The organism is Methylomonas sp. LL1, assembly GCF_015711015.1.
In the GTDB taxonomy this organism is placed as follows: domain Bacteria; phylum Pseudomonadota; class Gammaproteobacteria; order Methylococcales; family Methylomonadaceae; genus Methylomonas.
On sequence record NZ_CP064653.1, the window covers coordinates 4,500,302 to 4,521,299 of the forward strand.

Annotated in this window: 19 protein-coding genes and 1 tRNA gene; 15 read left to right on the plus strand and 5 right to left on the minus strand. The window is 49.5% G+C overall.

Annotated elements, in window-relative coordinates:
• Positions 1-199 precede the first annotated feature (199 nt).
• A complete protein-coding gene (locus IVG45_RS21120) occupies positions 200-340 on the minus strand; it encodes a hypothetical protein (RefSeq protein ID WP_196435718.1) in 141 nt (46 codons plus the stop codon).
• A gap of 174 nt (positions 341-514) precedes the next feature.
• Here IVG45_RS21120 and IVG45_RS21125 point away from each other — a divergent pair, with 174 nt between their 5' ends.
• From IVG45_RS21125 to IVG45_RS21140, 4 genes are all read left to right on the plus strand, one after another.
• Positions 515-1,177 (plus strand): HdeD family acid-resistance protein, encoded by a 663-nt coding sequence (locus IVG45_RS21125; RefSeq protein ID WP_196435719.1) that lies wholly within the window; start codon positions 515-517, stop codon positions 1,175-1,177.
• Between the two features lie 372 nt (positions 1,178-1,549).
• Positions 1,550-4,090, plus strand: coding sequence for an MMPL family transporter (locus IVG45_RS21130; protein WP_230874680.1), 2,541 nt, complete (start codon positions 1,550-1,552; stop codon positions 4,088-4,090).
• 111 nt (positions 4,091-4,201) lie between these two features.
• Positions 4,202-5,068: a universal stress protein gene (locus IVG45_RS21135; RefSeq protein ID WP_196435721.1), complete on the plus strand. Its 867-nt coding sequence runs from the start codon at positions 4,202-4,204 to the stop codon at positions 5,066-5,068.
• Positions 5,069-5,176: 108 nt separating this feature from the next.
• Positions 5,177-6,454, plus strand: a complete 1,278-nt coding sequence (locus tag IVG45_RS21140) for a YhjD/YihY/BrkB family envelope integrity protein (protein WP_196435722.1) — start codon at positions 5,177-5,179, stop codon at positions 6,452-6,454.
• 128 nt (positions 6,455-6,582) lie between these two features.
• Here the strand turns inward: IVG45_RS21140 and IVG45_RS21145 are convergent, their stop codons facing one another.
• The 4 genes from IVG45_RS21145 to ygfZ form a co-directional block, all read right to left on the minus strand.
• On the minus strand, positions 6,583-8,316 hold the full coding sequence (locus IVG45_RS21145; protein ID WP_196435723.1) for a DEAD/DEAH box helicase: 1,734 nt from the start codon (positions 8,314-8,316) through the stop codon (positions 6,583-6,585).
• Positions 8,317-8,433: 117 nt separating this feature from the next.
• On the minus strand, positions 8,434-9,411 hold the full coding sequence (locus IVG45_RS21150; protein ID WP_196435724.1) for a COX15/CtaA family protein: 978 nt from the start codon (positions 9,409-9,411) through the stop codon (positions 8,434-8,436).
• Between the two features lie 5 nt (positions 9,412-9,416).
• Positions 9,417-10,259, minus strand: a complete 843-nt coding sequence (locus IVG45_RS21155; RefSeq protein WP_196435725.1) for an HDOD domain-containing protein — start codon at positions 10,257-10,259, stop codon at positions 9,417-9,419.
• Positions 10,260-10,274: 15 nt separating this feature from the next.
• Entirely contained in the window at positions 10,275-11,240 is a 966-nt protein-coding gene (gene ygfZ, locus IVG45_RS21160; RefSeq protein ID WP_196435726.1) for a CAF17-like 4Fe-4S cluster assembly/insertion protein YgfZ, read from the minus strand.
• Positions 11,241-11,274: 34 nt separating this feature from the next.
• On the opposite strand from ygfZ, the gene IVG45_RS21165 reads away from it, so the two are divergent.
• The 11 genes from IVG45_RS21165 (at position 11,275) to IVG45_RS21215 (ending at position 20,980) form a co-directional block, all read left to right on the plus strand.
• Complete coding sequence (locus tag IVG45_RS21165; protein WP_196435727.1) at positions 11,275-11,709, plus strand: protein YgfX; 435 nt, start codon at positions 11,275-11,277, stop codon at positions 11,707-11,709.
• Positions 11,706-12,572 carry an HDOD domain-containing protein gene (locus tag IVG45_RS21170; RefSeq protein ID WP_196435728.1) on the plus strand — a complete coding sequence of 289 codons (867 nt, stop codon included), beginning with the start codon at positions 11,706-11,708 and terminating at the stop codon, positions 12,570-12,572. The genes IVG45_RS21165 and IVG45_RS21170 overlap by 4 nt, the downstream gene beginning before the upstream one ends.
• Positions 12,572-13,771: a sensor domain-containing diguanylate cyclase gene (locus IVG45_RS21175; RefSeq protein WP_196435729.1), complete on the plus strand. Its 1,200-nt coding sequence runs from the start codon at positions 12,572-12,574 to the stop codon at positions 13,769-13,771. Before IVG45_RS21170 ends, IVG45_RS21175 begins: the two co-directional genes overlap by 1 nt.
• A 266-nt stretch (positions 13,772-14,037) precedes the next feature.
• The gene (gene ychF, locus IVG45_RS21180; protein WP_196435730.1) at positions 14,038-15,129 is read left to right on the plus strand and encodes a redox-regulated ATPase YchF; all 1,092 of its coding nucleotides are present in this window, start codon (positions 14,038-14,040) and stop codon (positions 15,127-15,129) included.
• Positions 15,130-15,178: 49 nt separating this feature from the next.
• A tRNA-Met gene (locus IVG45_RS21185) sits at positions 15,179-15,256 on the plus strand.
• Between the two features lie 474 nt (positions 15,257-15,730).
• On the plus strand, positions 15,731-16,795 hold the full coding sequence (locus IVG45_RS21190) for a tyrosine-type recombinase/integrase (protein ID WP_196435731.1): 1,065 nt from the start codon (positions 15,731-15,733) through the stop codon (positions 16,793-16,795).
• A complete protein-coding gene (locus IVG45_RS21195) occupies positions 16,795-17,844 on the plus strand; it encodes a hypothetical protein (RefSeq protein ID WP_196435732.1) in 1,050 nt (349 codons plus the stop codon). The genes IVG45_RS21190 and IVG45_RS21195 overlap by 1 nt, the downstream gene beginning before the upstream one ends.
• A 54-nt stretch (positions 17,845-17,898) precedes the next feature.
• Positions 17,899-18,192 (plus strand): hypothetical protein, encoded by a 294-nt coding sequence (locus IVG45_RS21200; protein WP_230874681.1) that lies wholly within the window; start codon positions 17,899-17,901, stop codon positions 18,190-18,192.
• A complete protein-coding gene (locus IVG45_RS21205) occupies positions 18,193-18,450 on the plus strand; it encodes a hypothetical protein (protein WP_196435733.1) in 258 nt (85 codons plus the stop codon).
• Positions 18,447-18,797, plus strand: coding sequence for a CHC2 zinc finger domain-containing protein (locus IVG45_RS21210; protein WP_196435734.1), 351 nt, complete (start codon positions 18,447-18,449; stop codon positions 18,795-18,797). Before IVG45_RS21205 ends, IVG45_RS21210 begins: the two co-directional genes overlap by 4 nt.
• On the plus strand, positions 18,791-20,980 hold the full coding sequence (locus tag IVG45_RS21215; protein WP_196435735.1) for a YfjI family protein: 2,190 nt from the start codon (positions 18,791-18,793) through the stop codon (positions 20,978-20,980). The genes IVG45_RS21210 and IVG45_RS21215 overlap by 7 nt, the downstream gene beginning before the upstream one ends.
• Positions 20,981-20,998: the final 18 nt, after the last annotated feature.

Sequence of the window (20,998 nt, forward strand, 5' to 3'; positions counted from 1 at the left end):
CGGTTCCAGTTCCGATGTTTCAGGGTGGCTGGGGGTATCGCGGACATCACGGCCATCACGGCCATCATCGGCACCATTAGAGACGCCCCTTTCTCGCTGGCGAAACTAGGTTTGGCTTTGGGTGCCTAACCTGGCTGATCGATTCGAGTAGTCAGCCGTTTTTATGGGGAGAGGCCGCAAGGCCGGCGATTCTCATGCCTTAATCTTCACTCGTACTTCCTCCCTCATCATCACCGGTATCTTTATCCGGTTGCTTTTCCCGTGCCAGCACCTTCATCACGAATATCAGCCCGCCCACAATTGCCAGCACCATCACGATTTCAAGTAGCATTCTCATCATCGGCACCACCTTATAGGTCTGAAAGTAACGTCAAATACCGTTGATCGACTTGTAGTCCTCTTGCATGGCTATGTCAATCATTTACAGGCCGGGATCAGACGACTATAAGCCTTGGGAAACGATAGGGGTGGAAGGGTTAGTAAATGGTGGTGAAATTTTGATCCGGTGTATATTTTGTTTGAATTGATAAAATACAGCACTTATCTTCCATTTTTTACGGGTCGTCACGCCATGTTCCATGATAAAGAAAGGACAAGTTTTGATCGTTTCGATCTTAGTTGGCATCGTCATTTTGCGCAAGGCAGCGTTATTTTCTTGCTGGGCTTATTTTTGTCGATAGCCAGCGTGTTCAATCAAGATGCCGTGATATTGTCGGCGCGCCTTTTTTCTTGGTTACCTGTGTGCGGAGTTCTGATTTTGGGGTTTGGCCTGTTGGAGTGCCTCGACGGCTTCCTGTCTAAACAACAGCGCGATTTTTACCATAATCTCCATGTCGGTATGCTCGATGTTGTCGTTGGAGTCTTGATTTTATTCGGCGTCAATAATTCGCCGGATCGTTTGATTTTGTTGATTGCCGCATTTTTGATGGTGCGTGGCAGCGTGCGAATTTCGCTAAGTTATGCATTAAATTTAGAAAATCGTGCTTCTCTCTCGATTTGCGGCCTGATCTCAATTGCCCTTGGGATCATGTTATGGTTGCAATGGCCGATTTCCGAAAGTTGGTTCATTGCTTTGTGTTTGGCCATTGAAATAGCCTTTCGCGGCTGGGCGACCTTGATGTTTTCATTATGGTTAAAAAAGCAAAATGCCGAGATCAATAATGTTCACAATGTTTGATCCATTTTCTTGCCTCGGCATGTTTGACACTCTATACACCGTTAACGATTTGCCTAAAGCATTGTCTGTCGGGGCTAAACGGTACTTTTGCTATAATGGCTGCTGATTTCTTGTGTCGCGCCTTCTCGGTTCTCGTGCTTTTAGCCCGCTAAACCCTTGTCAATGCCGGGAAACTTCGGTTTTTTAATTATTCATATCGGTCTCCGCGTCCATATCCAGACGCATGCCCCTTATTTAAACTCGCTTTGACTGCTCCACAATTTTAACCGAACTTTATCGAATTCCCTCAACTCTATGCCCTCCGTCCTAAGCTTGCTATCAAACCGATTTTTTCAGTCAATATTCAAACTGCCCATCCGATTTCCCTGGTTGATGCTACTGGTTTTTTTTGGCCTCAGCGCGGCCAGTTTAAATTACACCATGGGACATCTGGGGATAAACACCAACACCAGCGATTTGTTATCGCAGGATTTACCCTTTATTAAAATCAGGGCCAAGCTGGACAAGGCATTTCCGCAGGATGCTTCCGCGATTATCGTCGTGGTGGAATCGCCGACGCCGGAACAAACCGCCTTGGCGGCGGAATTTATTCAAAAACGCTTGCAAACCGAAAAACGATTATTTAAATCGGCTTATATGCCGGTCGATAATGCGTTTTTCCGGCGGCAGGGTTTTTTATATTTGAATCTTGACGACCTAGAGGCCTTGTCCACCAAACTGGTGGATGCTCAGCCATTCATTGGTTATTTGTCCAGTCATTATCATTTTGCCGGTTTGATGGACATCATCGGGTTGGCTCTGGAAGGGCATGAGCAGGATTTAACCATGCCGATGGATCCGTTGTTGGACGCCATCGATCGCTCGATCGTGGCCGTCAAGGCCGGGCAGCCGCGTTTTTTGTCTTGGCAGCAATTATTAACCGACCAAAGTTTTGGTCAGGATCAAACTCGCCGGCTGGTTATCGCCAGTGCGCAGATGGATTTTCGACAACTGATGCCGGCCAGTTTACCCATGAAATTCCTGCGTGATTTGGCGAACGAAATGGCGCCGCAATTTCCGGAGGTGAATTTAAGCTTCACCGGTGAAATAGCGCTGGAGCATGAAGAAATGGAAACCGTGAATCAGGGTATGCTGATCTCCAGTATCGTCTCGCTGCTGCTGGTTTGCTTGGCACTTTTGATTGGTTTTCGTTCGTTTCGGTTATTGCTGGTGACGTTTATTGCATTGGTGGTCGGTTTGTTTCTCACCGCCGGTTTCGCGGCGTTGACCGTCGGTCATTTGAATTTGATCTCGATAGCGTTTGCCGTGCTGTATATTGGTTTGGGGGTGGATTTTGCGACGCATCTGTGTTTGCGCTATCAGGAATGTCGTGGTCAAGATATGGATACCGTGCAAGCCATTCTCAACAGTATGAGGACGGTGGGTAAGTCGCTTTTTTTGTGTGCCGCGACGACCGCAATCGGTTTCCTGGCCTTTATTCCGACCGATTTTAAAGGCGTATCGGAATTAGGCATTATTTCCGGCGGCGGTATTTTTATCGGTTTGTTGGTCTCTTTAAGCTTGTTGCCGGCGCTGTTGAAACTGCTGCCGATCAAGCCATTACCCGCGAATGGCGGCTCATTTTTGCCGGCTTGGGTTTATCTGTTTCCGTTCCGCCATGCCAAAGCCGTCATGATCGGCGCGGTCTTGGCCGCCCTACTGGCTGGCCTGACCCTGACTCAATTGAAATTTGATTCCAATCCGATTAATTTGCGCGATCCCACCACGCAGTCGGTAATCGCGTTTAAAAAACTGCTGAAAACCAAAACCGATTCACCGTTCGCGACCTCGGCTTTGGCCGATAGTTTGCCGAAGGCCAATGAGTTGGCGGCCCAGTTTGCAAAATTACCCAGCGTGCATGAAGCCATCAGCCTGAGTAACATGGTGCCGGAACAGCAGGACGAGAAACTGGAGATCATCGACAACCTGAATCTGATCATGCCGGTACAGCTCAACCGATTTGCCGACAAGCCCGAGTCATCGGATGTGCGCGCGGCATTGGTCAAACTGCGGGACACGCTGCAAACAGCCATGGATCAACCCGTAACCAACGTTGCCTCCGATGTGCTAAAAAAGTTGCATCAAGATGTTGTTGATTTCATCCAATATGCCGACAGCCGGCAAAATCCTGCGGAAAGCTATGCGCAATTGGAAGCCAGCGTGTTGAAGCTATTGCCGCATACCATGTTGATGCTGCGCGATGGCTTGACGGCGACGGCATTTGGTATCGATGACATACCGGAAGAGTTAAGGTCGCAATGGGTCAGTCATGACGGGATTTATCGGGTTTTGGTGTTACCCGAGCAGGACTTGAACGATCCGGAACATTTGAAGGTCTTTGTCAATGATGTGATGGCAACTTATTCCAATGTATTTGGCTTGCCGATAGGTGATGTCACCTCGGGGCAGGCCGTGGTGGCGGCTTTCTTGCAAGCGTTTTCCGGGGCGCTGATGATGATTGTGTTGCTATTGTTGGTGATGACGCGCAGTCTGAAAACCACGCTGTTGATCGTAACCCCGTTATTACTGGCTGCCTTGCTGACCGGGGCATGCAATGTGTGGCTGAATAATCCGTTCAACTTCGCCAATATCATTGTTTTACCGTTATTGTTGGGCATGGGGGTGGATAGTGGTATTCACATCGTGCATAGACTGCAGCACCAAGACGATCACAGCGAGTTACTGCAATCCAGCGCGGCGCGTGGTGTGTTTTATAGCGCCTTGACCACCTTTTGTAGTTTTTCCAGTTTGGCGTTCAACACCCATGCCGGTACCGCCAGCATGGGCTTGTTGTTGGCGATTGGTATTTCTCTGATGATTGTTTGCAGCATGCTGGTTTTACCGGCCATGGCGAGTAGAATCGGGACAAAGTGAGGTATGCGCGTTGCTTGGGGCGGCCGCTCCGATTTTAACTAGGCCTTGAGTTAGGCGGCGAGGCATTTGTAGTCGATGTAACGAATCTTAACCTGTCTCGGGAGGGCGCTGATGCAAGTTCATAACGACACCGTGCTGGCCTGTGTCGATGGTTCCGGTTTAATGAACGCAGTATGCGACTATGCCGCCTGGATTTCCCGTCGCTTTGGCGCGCCCTTCGGCCTGATGCATAGTATCGATCATCATCCGGAAACTACGATGGAGTTGGAGCTGTCGGGAACCATCGGCTTCGATAGCCGCGAGCAACTGCTTGAAGACATGGTCCGACAGGATGAGCAGCGTAATAAGTTAAACTTTCAGCAGAGCCAATTGATCATGCAAGCCGCCCGCCGGCGTGCACATCGGGCGGGTATCGACGAACCGTTATTGTATCAGCGCCATGGCGGTTTGCTGGAGTCATTGGCGGATGTTGAAAACTATCTGCGGGTGCTGGTCGTCGGTGCGCGCGGTAAGAACCATGAAGATCAACCGCACAAGATAGGCGCAAAGCTGGAATCCATCATCCGTTCCTTGCATAAACCGATTTTGGTGGTGAACGATACGTTCACGGTGCCGCGGAGCTTCATGATTGCCTATGATGGCGGAAGTGCGGCGGAAAAAGCGCTGGACATGGTAATCGGCAGCCCCTTGTATCAAGGCATGATTTGCCACTTGGTTTGCGTCAATGAAGATATTCAAGCGCTCGAATGGCTGGAAGCCGCCGCCAATAAACTCAAACAAACGCAAGGTATTAAATTAATTAGTCAAAGGCTGCGCGGCAATCCCGAACAGGCCTTGGTGGATTATCAGGCAAAATTTGATATCGATCTGACCGTGATGGGCGCCTTTAGCCATACTCGGGTTCATGATCTGTTATTAGGCAGTTTCACGCTGGCAATGTTGACTCGGAGCCACAAGCCGCTGCTGTTGCTGCGCTGATGCCGGGGTATCCAGATTACATTAGGCATACGGCCATCCGCGGGCATATGCTCGGCTCATGCCGGTCGAATCGGCGGCTTTGCTTCCTAATTCCCTTTGGCGATGACTATGATTTTCCTAAAACAGCATTTCAAAACCAACCTCCAGTCTGTCGCGCTAGAACTGAAAATGCTGGTAACGGTTTTGCTGCGGGAATTGGAAGAAGGTGGGCTAAAACAACGTGCCAAGGGTTTGGTCTATACCAGTTTACTTTCGCTGGCGCCGCTACTGGCGGTGAGTTTTTCCATTCTGAAGGGGTTTGGGGTTCATAATCAGGTCGAGCCCTTGCTATTAAAATTGCTGGCCCCGCTAGGCGAAAATGGGGTTGAAGTCAGCGCCAATATCATCGACTTCGTTGAAAACATTCAGGTGGGAGTGTTGGGTTTTCTCGGTTTTCTGATGTTGTTTTATACCGTGATTTCGCTGTTGGAACAGATCGAAAGCTGTTTTAATCATATTTGGCGCGTGACCAAACCGCGTTCTCTCTATCGCCGTTTTAGCGATTATCTCAGTGTGCTTGTAATCGGCCCGGTATTGCTATTTTCCGCTGTCGGCATAACGGCTTCGATGAGCAATTTGGCCGTGGTGCGGCGATTGGTTTCACTGGAGCCTTTCGGGGCGATTTACTACTTGGTCGGCGTGACTCTGCCTTATCCGCTGATGGCTGCCGCCTTTGGCTTTATTTACTCCTTTATCCCAAATACCACGGTCAAATTGGTTCCGGCATTAACGGGTGGGTTGTATGCCGGGTTGGCATGGAAGGCAACCGGCGCGTTGTTCGCGTTATTCATGGCAAATTCAGCCCAGTACAGCGCCATTTATTCCGGCTTTGCCGTCATTTTATTGTCGATGATCTGGCTGTATATCAGTTGGCTGATTTTGCTGATGGGTAGCGTGATTGCTTTCCATCTCCAGTTTCCCAGCTATTTGGGGTATGCCAAGCGCCGACCGCATTTAAGTATTCAATGCCAAGAGCGGCTGGCATTATTGTTGATGGCGCTGATCGGACGGCAGCATGTTTATGGTGGCAAGGCCTGTACCTTGAAATCGTTGGCCGATCAGGTCAATTTACCTTGGGAATCGGTGGCGGAAGTTTTGCAATGCCTGCAACAAGGCGGCTTGCTGATGGGGTTGGAGGATGAGGTTGGTTACGTTCTCGCTCGGGATAGTGATGCGATTTTGTTGCGGGATATTGTATGGGTTGTGCGAACCGTTGGTGATCAACCCGATATTGCAATTCCGGAAAATGAATCGGCGAATCTATTGCGGGTGGTTTTGGCTGATTTGGAACAAGGCCCAGTCGCTTTTTTGCACGACCGTCGCTTGAGGGAGATTATCTCCGCTTAATCGTTGGGATGGCTATAAAGTCCTTTCCGACTCAATATCCGACCGATTTTGACTCCCTGCAGTTGTCGCCGGGGAGTCAATACCGATCACGGAGAAGAGACGCGGCAATTGTCTCCGTGTTGAAAAATTTATTCCTTGCTTTTGCCGCGCTTGGAGGTTGAGCCCACGCGTTTTTTGCTTTTGGCTTTTTTCACTAAGTCGGGATCAAATTTAGAGATGTCCAGGGCTTTACCGGCCACGCGGACTTTTTTCAAAGCCTGGAATAGATCCTTGGGCATGCCGGCCGGTAATTCCACGGTGCTGTAATTTTCCTCGATTTTGATGCGGGCGATGTGGTCGCCGTCGATGCCTGTTTCGTTGGCGATGGCACCGACGATGTTGCCGGGTTTGACGCCGTCACTGTGGCCGACTTCGATCCGGAATAGTTCCATTTCCACCGAGCTGGCCCGGCCTCTTTCGCGTTTTGGGCCTCTATCGCGGTCATGGTCCTTGCCGCGTGATTTGTCATCCGCATCTTTACGGGGTTTTTTAGCGACTTCTTTCATTATTAACGGCGTGTCGCCTTGCAGCAACTTAGCCAGTGCGGCGGCAATGTCAGTCGCCGGTACGTCATGTTCGACCTGGTACTGATTGATCAATTGGTTGTAAAAGCTCAGTTCCTCGGCGGCCAAGGTGTCGGTTATCCGTTGTTTGAAGCGGTTGACGCGGGCGTTGTTGATGAACTCGGTCGATGGTAACTGCATTTCCTCGACTTTTTGCTTGGTGGCTTGTTCAATGTTGGCCAGCAGGCGTTTCTCGCGTGGCGAGACGAATAAAATCGCATCGCCGGTACGGCCGGCGCGGCCGGTACGGCCGATGCGGTGTACATAGGATTCGGTATCGTAGGGAATGTCGTAGTTGACGACATGGGTAATGCGGTCGACATCCAGGCCGCGGGCGGCGACGTCGGTGGCGATCAAGATATCCAGCTTACCGTTTTTCAGGTTTTCAATCGCGCGTTCCCGCAAGGCTTGCGACATGTCACCGTTAATCGCCGAAGCGGAAAATCCGCGGGCTTCCAGTTTCTCGGCGACTTCGATCGTGGCGGTTTTGGTTCTAACGAAAATGATCATGCCATCGAAGTTCTCGGCTTCCAGAATCCGAGTTAGGGCGTCCATTTTGTGCAAGCCGCTGACAAACCAGTAACGTTGGCGGATATTGGCCGCCGTGGTGGTTTTGACCTTGATCGTGACTTGTTCGGGATTGTTCAGATATTGTTGAGCAATCTTGCGGATTTCGTTTGGCATGGTCGCCGAAAACAGCGCGGTTTGGCGAGTCGAGGGCGTTTGTTCCAGGATCCATTCGACGTCATCGATAAAGCCCATGCGCAGCATTTCGTCGGCTTCGTCCAGTACCAGGGTTTTGAGTTGATCCAGCTTCAAGGTGCCGCGACGCATATGGTCCATGACTCGGCCCGGCGTGCCGACCACCACATGGGCGCCGCGATTGAGTTGGCGTAGTTGAACGCTGTAATCCTGCCCACCGTAAATAGGTAATACATGAAAGCCTTTAATGTGGGCGGCATAGCTTTGAAAGGCTTCGGCTACTTGTATCGCCAATTCGCGAGTGGGAGCCAATACCAGGGCTTGCGGATCTTTTTGTTTAATGTCGAGGCGAGTCAATATCGGCATGGCAAAGGCCGCGGTTTTACCGGTACCGGTTTGGGCCTGGCCCAGCACATCGCGGCCGGCCATTACGAAAGGGATAATCTGAGCCTGAATCGGCGAGGGAGTTTCGTAACCGATGTTTTGCAGGGCTTTTAAAACCGGTTCGGATAATGCTAAATCCTTGAAGGAAGGCGTGAGGGTGGGGGTATCGGACATTAAATTACCTGTAGAGAATAAAGAGATCTGCCTGCGGACACCAGGCAATGGTGGCATTGTACCTCACATTGGCGGCACAATGCTTAACTGATTGATAAGTTGGATAAAGCGCTGGCGCTACCGGCCGGTTTTCGGGGTCGAGTATCGCAGGCAAATAAACAGAAAAAATTGCGCGCCAAAAATCAAATTGGCCATTAACAGATGTATGGGTTGGGCCTCGGCCGGAAATCCCAGCCTATCCAGGCTGACACCGGCCAGGATTGCCGTGACAATCAAGCCCATTAATGCGTAAGCCACTTTCAGCAGCAGACTGTTTTTATCCACATTTTTATAAACCGTCCAAGCCAACCATAGGTTGGTAAATAAAATGATCGATGAAAACGAGCGATGCACATAAAAGATGATAGGAAAGCTGTCGCGCCAGAATTCGCGCTCTATGTAACTGTGCTGGTGAGCTATGTAATCGACCGCTTCCCGAACTTGAGTACCCATGGCGACTTGCAGCAAGGTCATTGCCATCGCGATTTTCAGTACCCACCCAAAACGCGGACCGACCCAGCCGGTGTCGATGGCGGCGAGCAGCGGTTTTTGCGAGCGGCTGATGGCGTAAATCAACAGGGCGACAATGAACAGCGCCAGCAGCATATGCAGTGTAATCATCAGTGGTTTTAGATTGCTGGCGACGACGGCGGAGCCGAGCCAGCCCTGAAATCCGACCAGGAAAAAAGCCGATAATGCTAGATAAAAGGTGGTTTTGTCGGTTTTCAAATAAATCCGCGACGACCAGGCCGTCAGGAAAACCAAGAAACCGATCGTGACGCCAACCAAGCGATTGGTGTATTCGGTCCAGGTTTTGACCGGGTTGAAGGCGGTGTTTTCATAGCCGCGCGCGGCATAGATTTCATGGTAATTGGACGGCAGTTGCGATTCATCCGTGGGTGGCACCCATTGGCCGAAGCAAGTCGGCCAGTCCGGGCAACCCATGCCGGCGCCGGAGGCGCGAACGATGCCGCCGACCAGGATGACGAAATATACGGCAAAAATAGTCAGGGTGCCTAAACGGCGAAAACGGGCGGCGGCTTGAGGATCTATCATTTTTGTTAAAGAAGCATGGATTGAGCGAGTTCGATTTCTTCGGATACGCCTTCGATTTCCAGAATTTCGGCGTCGGCTTGTAATCCGAGTTTGGCAAAGGCCGGTACTGTAGCCCAGTCGATACGGCAAGCCGGGTGGTCGGTGCCGGCGATGCTTTGCAAAAAAGCTACTTGAACCAAGTCGACATAATCGGCCGGTCCATCGTGTTCTCTCTGAAAGTCGACATATTCGGAGGCAACCAATTTTAGATCTTGAGGGAAATTCCAAGTATCCATGATGATTTTGCCCACATGAGGATGGGCTTTTTCCAGTAATTTGTCCAGGCGCGAAGGGCTGTCTCGGAATTCGGGAATTTTTTCGACCAATGTCAAAATCGGCAATTTGCCGATTTGGTGGATCAAGCCGGCCAGCATGGCTTCATCGGAATTCAAGTGCGGCACAAACGCGGCTAGGGCACGGCTGATCGCGGAAACATTGACGCCATGTTCCCAAATGCCGCGGAAGTAATGTTCGAGTAAGGCCGTCGTGGGTTTAAACATCTGTTGCATCACCAGACTGGTGATCAGGGTGCGGATAGTGCTGTTGCCGAGACGGGTGACGGCCATTTGAATGTTTTTGATTTCATTGGCGCCGCGATAGAGCGGGCTGTTGGCAACCTGGATCAAGCGGGCGGATAAGGCCGGGTCGGTTACTATCATCTCCGCCAGTTCTTGAGCCGACGCGTCACCCTTGGACACCGAATCACGTACTTTCAGGGCAATATCAGGCAGTGTCGGCAGCACTAGGCGATTGGCCTCCAGTTCTGTTTTGACATGACTAAGAAAGTCTTGAACGGATTTAAATTGCATGATTTGGCTTTCCGACTATTTGAAAGGTGTCAAGGTGAGGGGGGTATGCTCCAAGTCGTCAAGTATAAGGTTTTTTGTTTCCCCATCAACTGTTTGTAGGACCAACAGTAATCGGGTCGTTCCGCCAAGTGCTTGCATGGTCAGGATGTCGCCAAGTTTTTCTTGAGTTTCGGCGTCCTTTACGGCAAAGTCGGAAGCCTGCCGCAAGCAACGGTTGCACTCGGCCAGGAACAGATGGCGTTTGGCTTTGCCCAAATAATGGGTGCGGGCAACGATTTCCTGGCCGGTATAACAGCCTTTATCGAAACTGACGCCGCCTAGTTGATCGATAGTCAGCATTTGTGGGATGTATTGTTCAGATTGTTCGGCTTCAAACCAGGGTAAACCGGCGGATATGTCCCCATAACGCCATTCATCGCAGCTGCCGTGATTAAAGTTTTCCGCAAACGGATGCGGGCCGGCCTGGGCCGGGGTAATGCACAGGAAGCGCGGGGCTGGAGAGGGTAATTTGATGCAGATTAGCGTTTCGTTGGAACTGCAATGAAAATCGACATCCGGCAAGCTGAAGCCTTCCATGGGATCGGGTCGGTAAAGTCCCCATAACATGAGCAAATCGTTTTTGTCGGTGAGATGTACCTTTGAACGCAGTACATAAATTCGCAATTTGGTTAAGACTTTTTCCGACAAGCTGCGCGGCAATAGCAGTATATAGCCCGGCTGGGTTTTGATAATCAGCAGGGTGCTGATGACCCGGCCCTTGGGATTGCAAAATGCCGCGATACTGGCTTTCGTGTCGGTGATCTCGTTGATATTGCAGGTCAGCTGTCCCTGTAAAAATGGACTGGCATCCTCGCCAGTGACTTCGATGGCGGCGAGATGTTCCAGTTTGTAAAGTATGTTGGCGGGATTGGCTTCCCGGTTGTCGGCAGTCATTGCGGTGGGTTGATGAAAATAGTTGGAAGGTCTAAGTTTAAGGGCCATTTTACACCTCAAGCTGTCGAAAAATGATCGGAGCATGTCAAAAAACACTCAAGCGACGTTTTATTTTATTGTCGAGCCTTCAAGGCAAATCAAACGCGTATTTGACGGCTTACATGCTTTCGCGGTTTTGGCTTGTTTTCTGAACAGCCTACAGTTTGTAAATCAACTGATCATGGCGGTTATGGTTACCGCGTTTTGGCTGTTTGGGACTTTCAGTAGAAAAACTGCCTCTGTTTATCTGAGTTATACTGTCAACAAAGGTTGGGAGGTGGCTTTGGATGGGTATAATTATCGGAGTGCAATGGTTTTGGGAACAACTGTAATCGCCAGTAGCGCGATTTTTTTGCATTTCAAGATGGATGGCCAGTCGAGTAGGTCTCTGCTGATAGCGCGGGATTCGATGCGGGCCAGTGATTATCGCCGCTTGATGGTCAGACTTAAACTTTCGGGATATAGTCAGGGTCGATGAACGAAAATACCAAACAATCAGTTCAACTGCGGATCAACAAGCTCAAGAGTCTACCGGCCTTGCCCGAAGTCAGCGTGAAAATTTTGGAGGCTATCAACGATCCCCAAATCTCGATCGAAAAACTGGCGGACATTTTGTCGTTGTCGCCTGGATTGGTGGCGCGTTTATTGGGTTTGGCTAATTCGGCATATTTTGGGCAGTCGCGTCAAATCAATGATTTGCGCGCTGCTATCGTGCAAGTTTTGGGTTTGCAGTTGGTAAAAAGTTTGACGGTGGGTATTGTGTTGAATGTGCAGCTCGATACCAGTCGATGCAAAAATTTTGATACCAAATCATTTTGGATGCATTCTCTAATGACGGCGGTGGCCGCGCAAAAGTTGGTGGGAACCTGTGGCTGGGACGCCTTGCCTACTTCCACCGTTTATACCAGTGGCTTGTTATTGGATATTGGGGTGCTGGTGGTCGCTTATTTATTTCCGGATGAATTGGATCGTATTTTGGCCGCGGGAGCAGGCGGCTATTTTCAAGTCGGCAAGAATATTAGTCACGAATTGGATCAAAGTCACTATCATATTGGTTATATCCTGCTGAAGAGGTGGCAGTTGCCGGCAGTCTACCAATCGGTTCTGCAACATTTCGACGATATTGAGTTGTCGGGCGCGGAAGCCGAGCTGATTAGTTTCTTGAAAGCTAGTCGGCTGATTTGTGGTTTGATTCTGGATGAAGGGGATGTTGACGCGGACCGTCTTGTTCAGGTTGCCGAACAGGTTATGCTGCCATTAGAACATCTGTCCACGGTTTTTTATGAGCTGGTTGCAAACAAAGAAAATGTACAAAAACTTGCCGAGGTGATGGGGCGTTGATGAATCAGGGCGGTTTAGTTTTAAAAAGTAAGGAATGGGCCGGTAGTGGTGTGCAGGATTTAATTCTTGACTTGGTGAGTGCCTTATCGGCATTAAAGTCGCTTTCTGAAATCAGTTGCGAGATGGCTGACGAGAAAGCCGTTATCAGGCGGGCGTTGTCCGGTTTGCTGCACAATCAGGATATGGAAAGGTGCTCGTTTTTTATTGTCGACAGTGACGGCATGTTAACAAATGTTACCGGGCTGAGTATTGTCGATGCGCCGGAAGAGGATGTCTCCTGGACCGCGAAACCGCTACATTTCCGCATGGGCGAAGGAATTATTGGCATTGCGGCAACCACGGGCGAAATACAGCATAGCCATAATTGCGCCGAAGACTATCGATTTAGCCAGGCTGGAGACCAGGCATACACGCCCGGTTCGATTATTTGCGCGCCGGTTTATACCTTGCATAATGTTTTGATTGGCGTTTTGAACGTTTCCCACCCGCAACCTAATTTTTTTTCCGATTGGCATGTGCGGCTGCTGGAGGTATACACCAATATTCTGGGGCAGCTGATCACCAATCGGCGCTTGTTTCAGCAAATGGAAAGTCAGATTGTGTTCAGAACGGCTGAGTTGGAGCGTTTGGTCGAGGAAACCCGTCAATTAAAAGACCATTACGCCAGTATGTCGATGCATGACCAACTGACGGGCTTACATAATAGGCGCTATTTTTATGACCAGGTCGAATTGGCGCTTGCGCAACATAAACGTTACAAATATCCATTTTGCCTGTTGATCATGGACATTGATCATTTTAAAGCGATCAATGATAGGTTCGGTCATATTTTTGGTGACAAAGTGTTGGTTTCCGTTGCGCAGACATTGAAAAACGAGGTCCGCAGTACGGATATTCTAGTGCGTTTTGGAGGCGAGGAATTTGTGGTCATTTTCGCCAATACCTGTTGTGACAACGGCAAAACCTTCGCCGAACGGATTAGGCAACAAATCAAAGCCTTGAGTTGGGATGTGGATAATGAAAATGTGCAACTGACCTTGAGTATCGGTTTGTACTGCGTGTCTCCGGATTGCTCTGAAACGGAGCAAAACTTGGGTATCGATCAAATTATTCATTATGCCGATACCGCCTTGTATGAAGCTAAGGCGAAAGGCAGGGATAGGGTTGAAGTATCCGGTGTCTGTTTGCCCAAGGATTAGTTTCTGCTCTGATCGCCCTTACTTCGGTAGTCCTGAATATCGATAGTCAGGGCTGCAATGAGCTTGCTCGGGGCTGGCCGTTGTCTAATGCGAGCAAATTGCATTTCTAAGCTCGGCAATTGCAGGGCTGTACTGATAACATTTCAAGCCTTGAATGCGAAGGCGCCGTGTTTTGGCTGGTGGACATTTTGTCTCGCCCTTGTATAATCCAGCCCTTTTTGGTACCGGATTTCTTTCGGAACCCACCACATCCTAAGATAATTAATATGGCACTACACTGCGGAATCGTTGGCTTACCCAACGTCGGCAAATCGACTTTGTTCAATGCGTTAACCAAGGCCACTATTGCGGCTGAAAATTATCCTTTTTGCACCATCGATCCCAATGTGGGGGTGGTGCCGGTGCCCGATCCTAGAATGGATAAACTGGCTGAAATCGTCAAGCCTGAGCGCGTACTGCCGACGACCATAGAATTTGTCGATATTGCCGGGTTGGTAGCGGGGGCTTCCAAGGGCGAAGGTTTGGGAAATCAGTTTCTGGGCAATATTAGGGAGACTGATGCGATCGTGCATGTTGTGCGTTGTTTCGAGGACGACAATGTCGTGCATGTTGCCGGCAAGGTCGACCCGGTCAACGATATCGAAGTGATTAACACCGAGTTGGCTTTGGCTGATATGGCCTCTGTCGAAAAAGCCCTGCAGAAAACGGCAAAGGCTTCCAAATCAGGCAATAAGGATGACTTGGCTAGAAAACAAATACTGGAACAAGTTTTAGAGCATCTGAATGCCGGCGAGCCGGCCAGGACGTTGGGATTAACGGAAGATGACGTCAAGTTGATCAAGGAATTATGTCTGATCACACTGAAACCGACGCTGTACGTAGCCAATGTACAGGATGATGGATTCGAGAATAACCCAATGTTGGATAATGTCCGAGTATTCGCGGAAAAGGAAGGTTCCAAAGTCGTTGCGGTTTGTGCCGCGATTGAAGCTGAAATCGTTCAGCTTGATGATGCGGAAAAACAAGAGTTTCTGGACGATTTAGGGCTGGAAGAGCCCGGTTTGAATAGAGTGGTGCGGGCTGGTTATGAGTTGTTGAATCTATCTACTTATTTTACCGCCGGAGTCAAGGAAGTCAGAGCCTGGACTATTCCGGTTAATGCAACGGCCCCGCAAGCCGCTGGCGTCATCCATAGTGATTTCGAAAAAGGCTTCATACGAGCTGAAGTTATAGCCTATGAAGATTTTGTGACGTACAAAGGTGAGCAAGGTGCAAAGGATGCGGGTAAATGGCGTCTTGAAGGTAAGGACTACAAGGTACAAGACGGTGATGTGATGCATTTTAGGTTTAATGTTTGACAATCAATATCGGCCTTTTTATAATGCCGGCTCTTAAACAGTTTTCAGTGGCGATATAGCTCAATCCGGTTAGAGCGCGGGATTCATAACCCCGAGGTTCCAGGTTCGATCCCCGGTATCGCCACCATTTAATTCAAGGACTTAGGTTTTGCCTAAGTCCTTTTTTTATGCCTGCGGGACACTGGCGGGACACTTCAAGATAAAAAACCACAACAAACCGCAAAATAACAGGCCGGATTTTTATCGAAAAACGCGCCTACCCCGCACCAGCTAAAACCGCTAAATTCATCCCAAACCAACACTTCATAAGACTGGCTAAAAATAGCCTAATAGACCGCCTTTTATTTTCAAATGTCCCAGCAATGTCCCATATTTGTCATGTCAATAATAAAGTAAATATTTAACAAACAGTTATATGATATAAGCACGGGATATATTATCCCGTATTGCTGTTTTTTGCGTGTTGTTGTAGTATTTCACCGAAACAAAAAAAACGGGCCTGGAAGTGCTACCAACACCGCCAAGCCCTAACCACAACTTAACAAGCAAGGTTAAGCAATGGCTACCACAAATTATACCGCCATTGCCCCAAGGGGATTACATGGCAACCATCGAAACGCGCACCACCGACACTGGCGATAAATCCTATCGCGTTAAAGTCCGGTTGAAAGGCTACCCGGCACAATCTGCAACATTTGACCGGCTGACCGATGCCAAGAAATGGGCGGCGGCTACCGAGTCTGCAATCAGGGAAGGCCGACACTTCAAAGCCGCAGAAGCTAAAAAACACACCTTGGCGGATATGATAGACCGCTATCTATCCGGCGTTAACCTCTCTAAAGAGCAAGACGAGCATATAGGCTTACATTTAAGACGCTGGAAAGATGAAATCGGTTTTATGGTGCTTGCCGATGTTCAGGCGGACACCATCACCCAGGTTAAGGACAAGTTGCTTAATGAAACTGTTCGAACTGGAAACAAGCGCAGCCCGACCACCGTACTTAAATATATGGCCTCACTAAGTACCGTCTTTACCACGGCGGTTAATGATTGGAAATGGCTTGAAGATTCGCCATTGCGGACAATCAAAAAGCCGAAACCTGCGCGGGGCCGGGTACGTTTTCTGGACGATGATGAGCGGCAACGATTCTTGAACGCCTGCAAAGACTCAAGCAACGAATGGCTTTATCTGTGCGTCATTCTGGCGCTGTCTACAGGTATGCGACAAGGTGAATTGATGGGCCTGAAATGGCCGGACGTAAACCTTAAAGACGGTTTCATCATTCTGCACGAAACCAAAAACGGCGAACGGCGGCGCGTTCCTTTAGCCGGTCACGGCCTGGAACTGTTGCGGGAACATGCCAAGGTTAGGCGGCTTGATACTGATTTGCTATTCCCCGGAACCATCCACACACACAAGCCGATAGATTTACGCAAGCCCTTTGAAAATGCGCTAGCAGCGGCAGAAATAAAAGATTTTCATTGGCACGACCTTAGACATTGCACAGCGTCTTACCTAGCCATGAACGGCGCAAGTTTGGCCGAAATTGCCGAAGTCTTGGGACACAAAACCTTAGCCATGGTGAAGCGTTACGCCCACCTATCAGACGGCCATGTAAGCAACGTGGTCGCCAGTATGAACGCTAAGATTTTCGGGGGTGCGTAATGGATGACATTAACTGGAATGACTGGCTAAACCGAGAAGAAATAACGATTGATGATGCTCTATGGCTATCAATGTCAGCACCGATTAGACCGCCCGGAACTAGTTTTCCTGAAACATCCTTATTTGATGACGAATACAAAGAACGGAGAGAAATAGCAGAGTCTTGGAGAAAAAAAGGGCTGCTACCGGGAAAGATAAAATTCGAAGAAAAAGACCGAGACTGGTACATAAAGCCTTTAATATTTTTTCGTCTTGCAAGGGATATTGAATGGCTTAATCCTCTAAATTCTGAGCATGACCCGATATTCAATTATTTAGAGAAAATGGATAAATCGGAAAGGAAAATATCCGAGAAGGCCCATATTCAGCGTTTAACTGACTTTGTGAATAAATCGCCAAAGTCGTTAGATTCTGATTCGATTGCTGAATTATGGGCAGCCATGCCCGGCGAATCTTACGAAAATAAACCGTTTTGGCAAATTCGCGACGATTACAAAAAACAAATTGAAATTGCTGTTATTGGCGGCGAACTGGAAGCGGTTGTGGAAATCCGCGAACCGGGGTTTGATGATGGGTATAAAGAGATAGCCGATAAAAACCGAATTAGAAAAATAAAGGATGGTTGGTTAAATGGAACTTTCGTTAGGTTCACCATATACCGTGAACAGTTCGAAGAATGGTTGAAAAAATCAAAGCAATGGCCGGTTGTCGATAGTTGCTTGCTGTTCAGTTGGTTTGACTCGGAGCCGAAAGCCGAAGTGGTTGTGGATGATGTTAGACAAGTAACAGAAAGTGGCAATCAGCGTTATGAAAGAGAGTTAAAGCAAGGTTTGCGGGAAATATGGGTTAAAGAAGGTAGGCCGGAAATGAAAGCTTTTTTCCCAAACCAATTAAAAAAATATGTTAATCAATCTGGCAGCCCCATAACCGAAGTTTATACAGCTGGGAAAGATGCCGGTTTTGCTTTTAAATTGAGCACCGGGACTACTGGAAATAGAACAAAAAAGACACTTTCAAACTATGTCAGCGAATTTAAGAAAACGCCATAACAAAACACTGTCAATAGCAAAAACTGGGCAAAATTCCCTATAGCAATCCCGGCTATGTTCCTAGTTTTCCCGACTGGGAAATCGGGAAAAAACAGGGTTTTAAATGCTTATCGTCGTAATGTTGCGGCGATAACTGGAGCATTGAAAATGCCTGTTTTATCAACTGTTAATCAATTCACAGATAAGCATCAAGCCTTCACTAAGGGCGGCTTACGGGCGCTCATTTTCAACGAGAACAGCAACGGACTTGCCAAAGCTGGCGCGGTTGTCCGGCTAGGTAGAAAAGTCCTAATTGATGAAGCCAAGTTCTTTGCTTGGGTTGAGTCACAAAACGCGGGGGCTGCATAAATGAAACTGTCCCCACGAGAAAAGAGAGTAATCAACGCATTATCTAATCACCCGATTATGCGGGAAAACCTGGACACTATCGCCGGATGTTCAAACGGGCCTGAGCTGGTGGCAGGATTACGCCGTAAGGGTTTATCTGTCCCCTGTGACCGCGTAGAGCGTTACGACAAGGACGGCAACGCTTGCTATCCGGGCCTTTACAGTTTTACCGCCGAAGATAAGCAGGTTGTTCGCGATTGGATGAAAGGCGCGCAATGATGACTAACCAAAGAAAAGCCGCCCGGTACAGCAATACCCAAGCGGCCAGAAAGCAAAATTTGAATGCTGATTATATCAAGCAAACCCTGGCCCCGCGTGACCTCTACCGCCACGAGTTGCCCGGCGCGCCACTTAAAAAACATGGCTGGAATGATGGCGGCCTTTGTCCATTCCATAGCGACAATAAGCCCGGCTCTTTCCGCGTCAATCTGGCAACCGGCGCTTATAAATGCTTTGCGTGTGGTGCGGCTGGTGCTGATGTAATCGCCTTTGCCATGGCCTTGTATGGGCTTCAATTTGTCGAAGCCCTGGCAAAGTTGGCCGATGATTGGGGACTTGCATGGTAGAGATTCCACAGCATTACAACGGCAAGCCGCTTGTTCATGCCTGGACATATTGCGCCACGGACGGCGCACCCTTCGGGGTTGTCGGGCGTTATCAGAACGGCAGCGACAAAAAAGAAATCGTGCCATTTTTCAAATGCAACGGCGCAAGCTGGGCGGCGGGTATCGAGTTAAATCCCCGTCCTTTGTTCGGTCTGGATAAGCTGGCGGCACAGCCTAAGGATAAGGCGGTTTTCATCGTTGAAGGTGAAAAAGCAGCGGCGGCCCTGCACAGTATAGGCGTTTGCGCTGTTTCATCACTGGGCGGCAGTCAAGCGGCCACAAAAACCGATTGGACACCGCTAAACGGTTACAAGCTGGCCTATCTGATGCCCGACAACGACGAACCCGGCGAACACTACGCGCGGGACGTTTACGCGGCGCTATCGGCCTTGGAATTGCCACCTGATGTTAAGCTGGCGCGGTTGTCTGGCTTGCCGGTTGGGGGGGATGTAGTGGACTGGTTACAGAACCACGCGCCAGACTGGGACGGCCTGCAACCGTTCCCGACTACCGAACAAGCGTGGGCGCTGTCCGAGTTACGGACGGAACTGAAAAAAGCCGAGTCGATTCCGGCAGAATGGAATTTAGCCATTTTAGCGGGTTCGGCGGCTGGTGTTTTTGACTGGGAAAAACCCAACGAAATCGAAACCAAAACGCCAACCGTTCAAGCCTTGCCGCCGGAACTGATACCGGAATCTTTCCGGCCCTGGTTGGCTGATGTGTCCCACCGTATGCAGACACCCCCGGATTTTTCCACCGTGTCGGCTTTGGTCATTATCGGTTCAATCATTGGTGCAGGTTGCGCTATCAGGCCAAAACGCTTGGATGATTGGGAAGTGATACCGAACGTGTGGGGCGCTTGTATCGGGCGGCCTTCGGTTGTCTTGAAATCCCCCAGTATGAGCGAAGCAACCAAACTACTTGACCGATTACAGGCCGATTATGGCGAACGCTACGAGCAGGAAAAGGCCGGGGCAGAGTTTGACGGCTTGGCAACCAAAGCCATGCTGGACGATGTGAAAAGCCAGTTATCCAGCAAAGCCAAGGGCAAAGGCAAAGACCGCGCGGTTAATCCCGATGACCTGCAAAAGCTCAAGTCCGATTATGTGGAGCTGACCCAAAACGCCACGCCAGAACCCACCCGGCGCTTATTCAAAACCAACGAAACCAGCATACAAAGCATGACGGTTTTGCAAAGTCAGAACCCGCGCGGCATTCTGGTTTTTAGGGATGAATTGACCGCCTTGCTGGTGAAGTGGGATAGAGAAGATGGAGCCGACGAACGCGCCTATTTTCTGGAAGGCTGGAACGGTAACGGCTCTTATACGGATTGCAAGATAGGCCGGGGCATTACCGATGCCAAGCAAATCTGTATCAGCTTGCTAGGCGGCATACAGCCCGACAAGTTAAAGCGGTATCTGTACCAAGCCATGCAAGGGAACAATGATGGCCTGATGCAACGCCTACAGCTTGCCGTGTGGCCTGATGAGCCGGAACGCTGGCAACTGGTCGACACCGTACCGAACAAGGCAGACAAGCAACGGGCTTTTAACATCCTGCAAGCCCTGGCTGAAGTGGACTTTATCCAATATGGCGCGAAACAAGGCGAATTTGACGACCGGCCTTACTTTCGTTTCGATGATGCCGGGCAAGCTGTGTTCAATGACTGGCTGACCGAGTTGCAAACCATCAAACTACAGCGAGAAGAAAACCCGCTGATGGTGGAACACTTCGGCAAGTTTCGTTCATTGATGCCTAGCCTTGCCTTGATATTCCATTGCATCGACATTGCCGACGGTAAAGCAAGCGGCAATGTATCGGCGGCAGCGGCACGGCTGGCGGTTGAATGGTGCAAATATCTTGAAAGCCACGCTAGGCGGATTTATGCCATGGCTGAGAGTCCAGAGCATGAAGCGGCGGTAAGTTTGGCCGACAAGATAAAAGCGGGATGCTTGCCTAGTCCTTTTACCTGCAAGACGGTCTATGACAAAGGCTGGCATGGTTTAAAGGATAAGCACGAAGTCGAAGCGGCCTGCAATATCCTGATTGATGAAAATTGGCTGATTCTGGAACGCAAACCGGCAACCGGAAATCGTGGGCGGCCACCTTTGCCGGAATATCACATTAACCCGGTTTTTCAGTGAAAACGCGCCTACCCCGCA

What these genes read in the sequence shown, in the direction of transcription:
- IVG45_RS21145 (WP_196435723.1), bottom strand. Translation starts at nt 8,316, where the DNA reads ATGTCCGATACCCCCACCCTCACGCCTTCCTTCAAGGATTTAGCATTA.
- IVG45_RS21175 (WP_196435729.1), top strand. Translation starts at nt 12,572, where the DNA reads ATGAATCAGGGCGGTTTAGTTTTAAAAAGTAAGGAATGGGCCGGTAGT.
- IVG45_RS21205 (WP_196435733.1), top strand. Translation starts at nt 18,193, where the DNA reads ATGAAACTGTCCCCACGAGAAAAGAGAGTAATCAACGCATTATCTAAT.
- IVG45_RS21195 (WP_196435732.1), top strand. Translation starts at nt 16,795, where the DNA reads ATGGATGACATTAACTGGAATGACTGGCTAAACCGAGAAGAAATAACG.
- IVG45_RS21120 (WP_196435718.1), bottom strand. Translation starts at nt 340, where the DNA reads ATGATGAGAATGCTACTTGAAATCGTGATGGTGCTGGCAATTGTGGGC.
- IVG45_RS21200 (WP_230874681.1), top strand. Translation starts at nt 17,899, where the DNA reads ATGTTCCTAGTTTTCCCGACTGGGAAATCGGGAAAAAACAGGGTTTTA.
- IVG45_RS21130 (WP_230874680.1), top strand. Translation starts at nt 1,550, where the DNA reads ATGCTACTGGTTTTTTTTGGCCTCAGCGCGGCCAGTTTAAATTACACC.
- IVG45_RS21165 (WP_196435727.1), top strand. Translation starts at nt 11,275, where the DNA reads ATGTCAAAAAACACTCAAGCGACGTTTTATTTTATTGTCGAGCCTTCA.
- IVG45_RS21215 (WP_196435735.1), top strand. Translation starts at nt 18,791, where the DNA reads ATGGTAGAGATTCCACAGCATTACAACGGCAAGCCGCTTGTTCATGCC.
- IVG45_RS21155 (WP_196435725.1), bottom strand. Translation starts at nt 10,259, where the DNA reads ATGCAATTTAAATCCGTTCAAGACTTTCTTAGTCATGTCAAAACAGAA.
- IVG45_RS21190 (WP_196435731.1), top strand. Translation starts at nt 15,731, where the DNA reads ATGGCAACCATCGAAACGCGCACCACCGACACTGGCGATAAATCCTAT.
- IVG45_RS21150 (WP_196435724.1), bottom strand. Translation starts at nt 9,411, where the DNA reads ATGATAGATCCTCAAGCCGCCGCCCGTTTTCGCCGTTTAGGCACCCTG.
- IVG45_RS21140 (WP_196435722.1), top strand. Translation starts at nt 5,177, where the DNA reads ATGATTTTCCTAAAACAGCATTTCAAAACCAACCTCCAGTCTGTCGCG.
- ychF (WP_196435730.1), top strand. Translation starts at nt 14,038, where the DNA reads ATGGCACTACACTGCGGAATCGTTGGCTTACCCAACGTCGGCAAATCG.
- IVG45_RS21135 (WP_196435721.1), top strand. Translation starts at nt 4,202, where the DNA reads ATGCAAGTTCATAACGACACCGTGCTGGCCTGTGTCGATGGTTCCGGT.
- IVG45_RS21170 (WP_196435728.1), top strand. Translation starts at nt 11,706, where the DNA reads ATGAACGAAAATACCAAACAATCAGTTCAACTGCGGATCAACAAGCTC.
- ygfZ (WP_196435726.1), bottom strand. Translation starts at nt 11,240, where the DNA reads ATGGCCCTTAAACTTAGACCTTCCAACTATTTTCATCAACCCACCGCA.
- IVG45_RS21210 (WP_196435734.1), top strand. Translation starts at nt 18,447, where the DNA reads ATGATGACTAACCAAAGAAAAGCCGCCCGGTACAGCAATACCCAAGCG.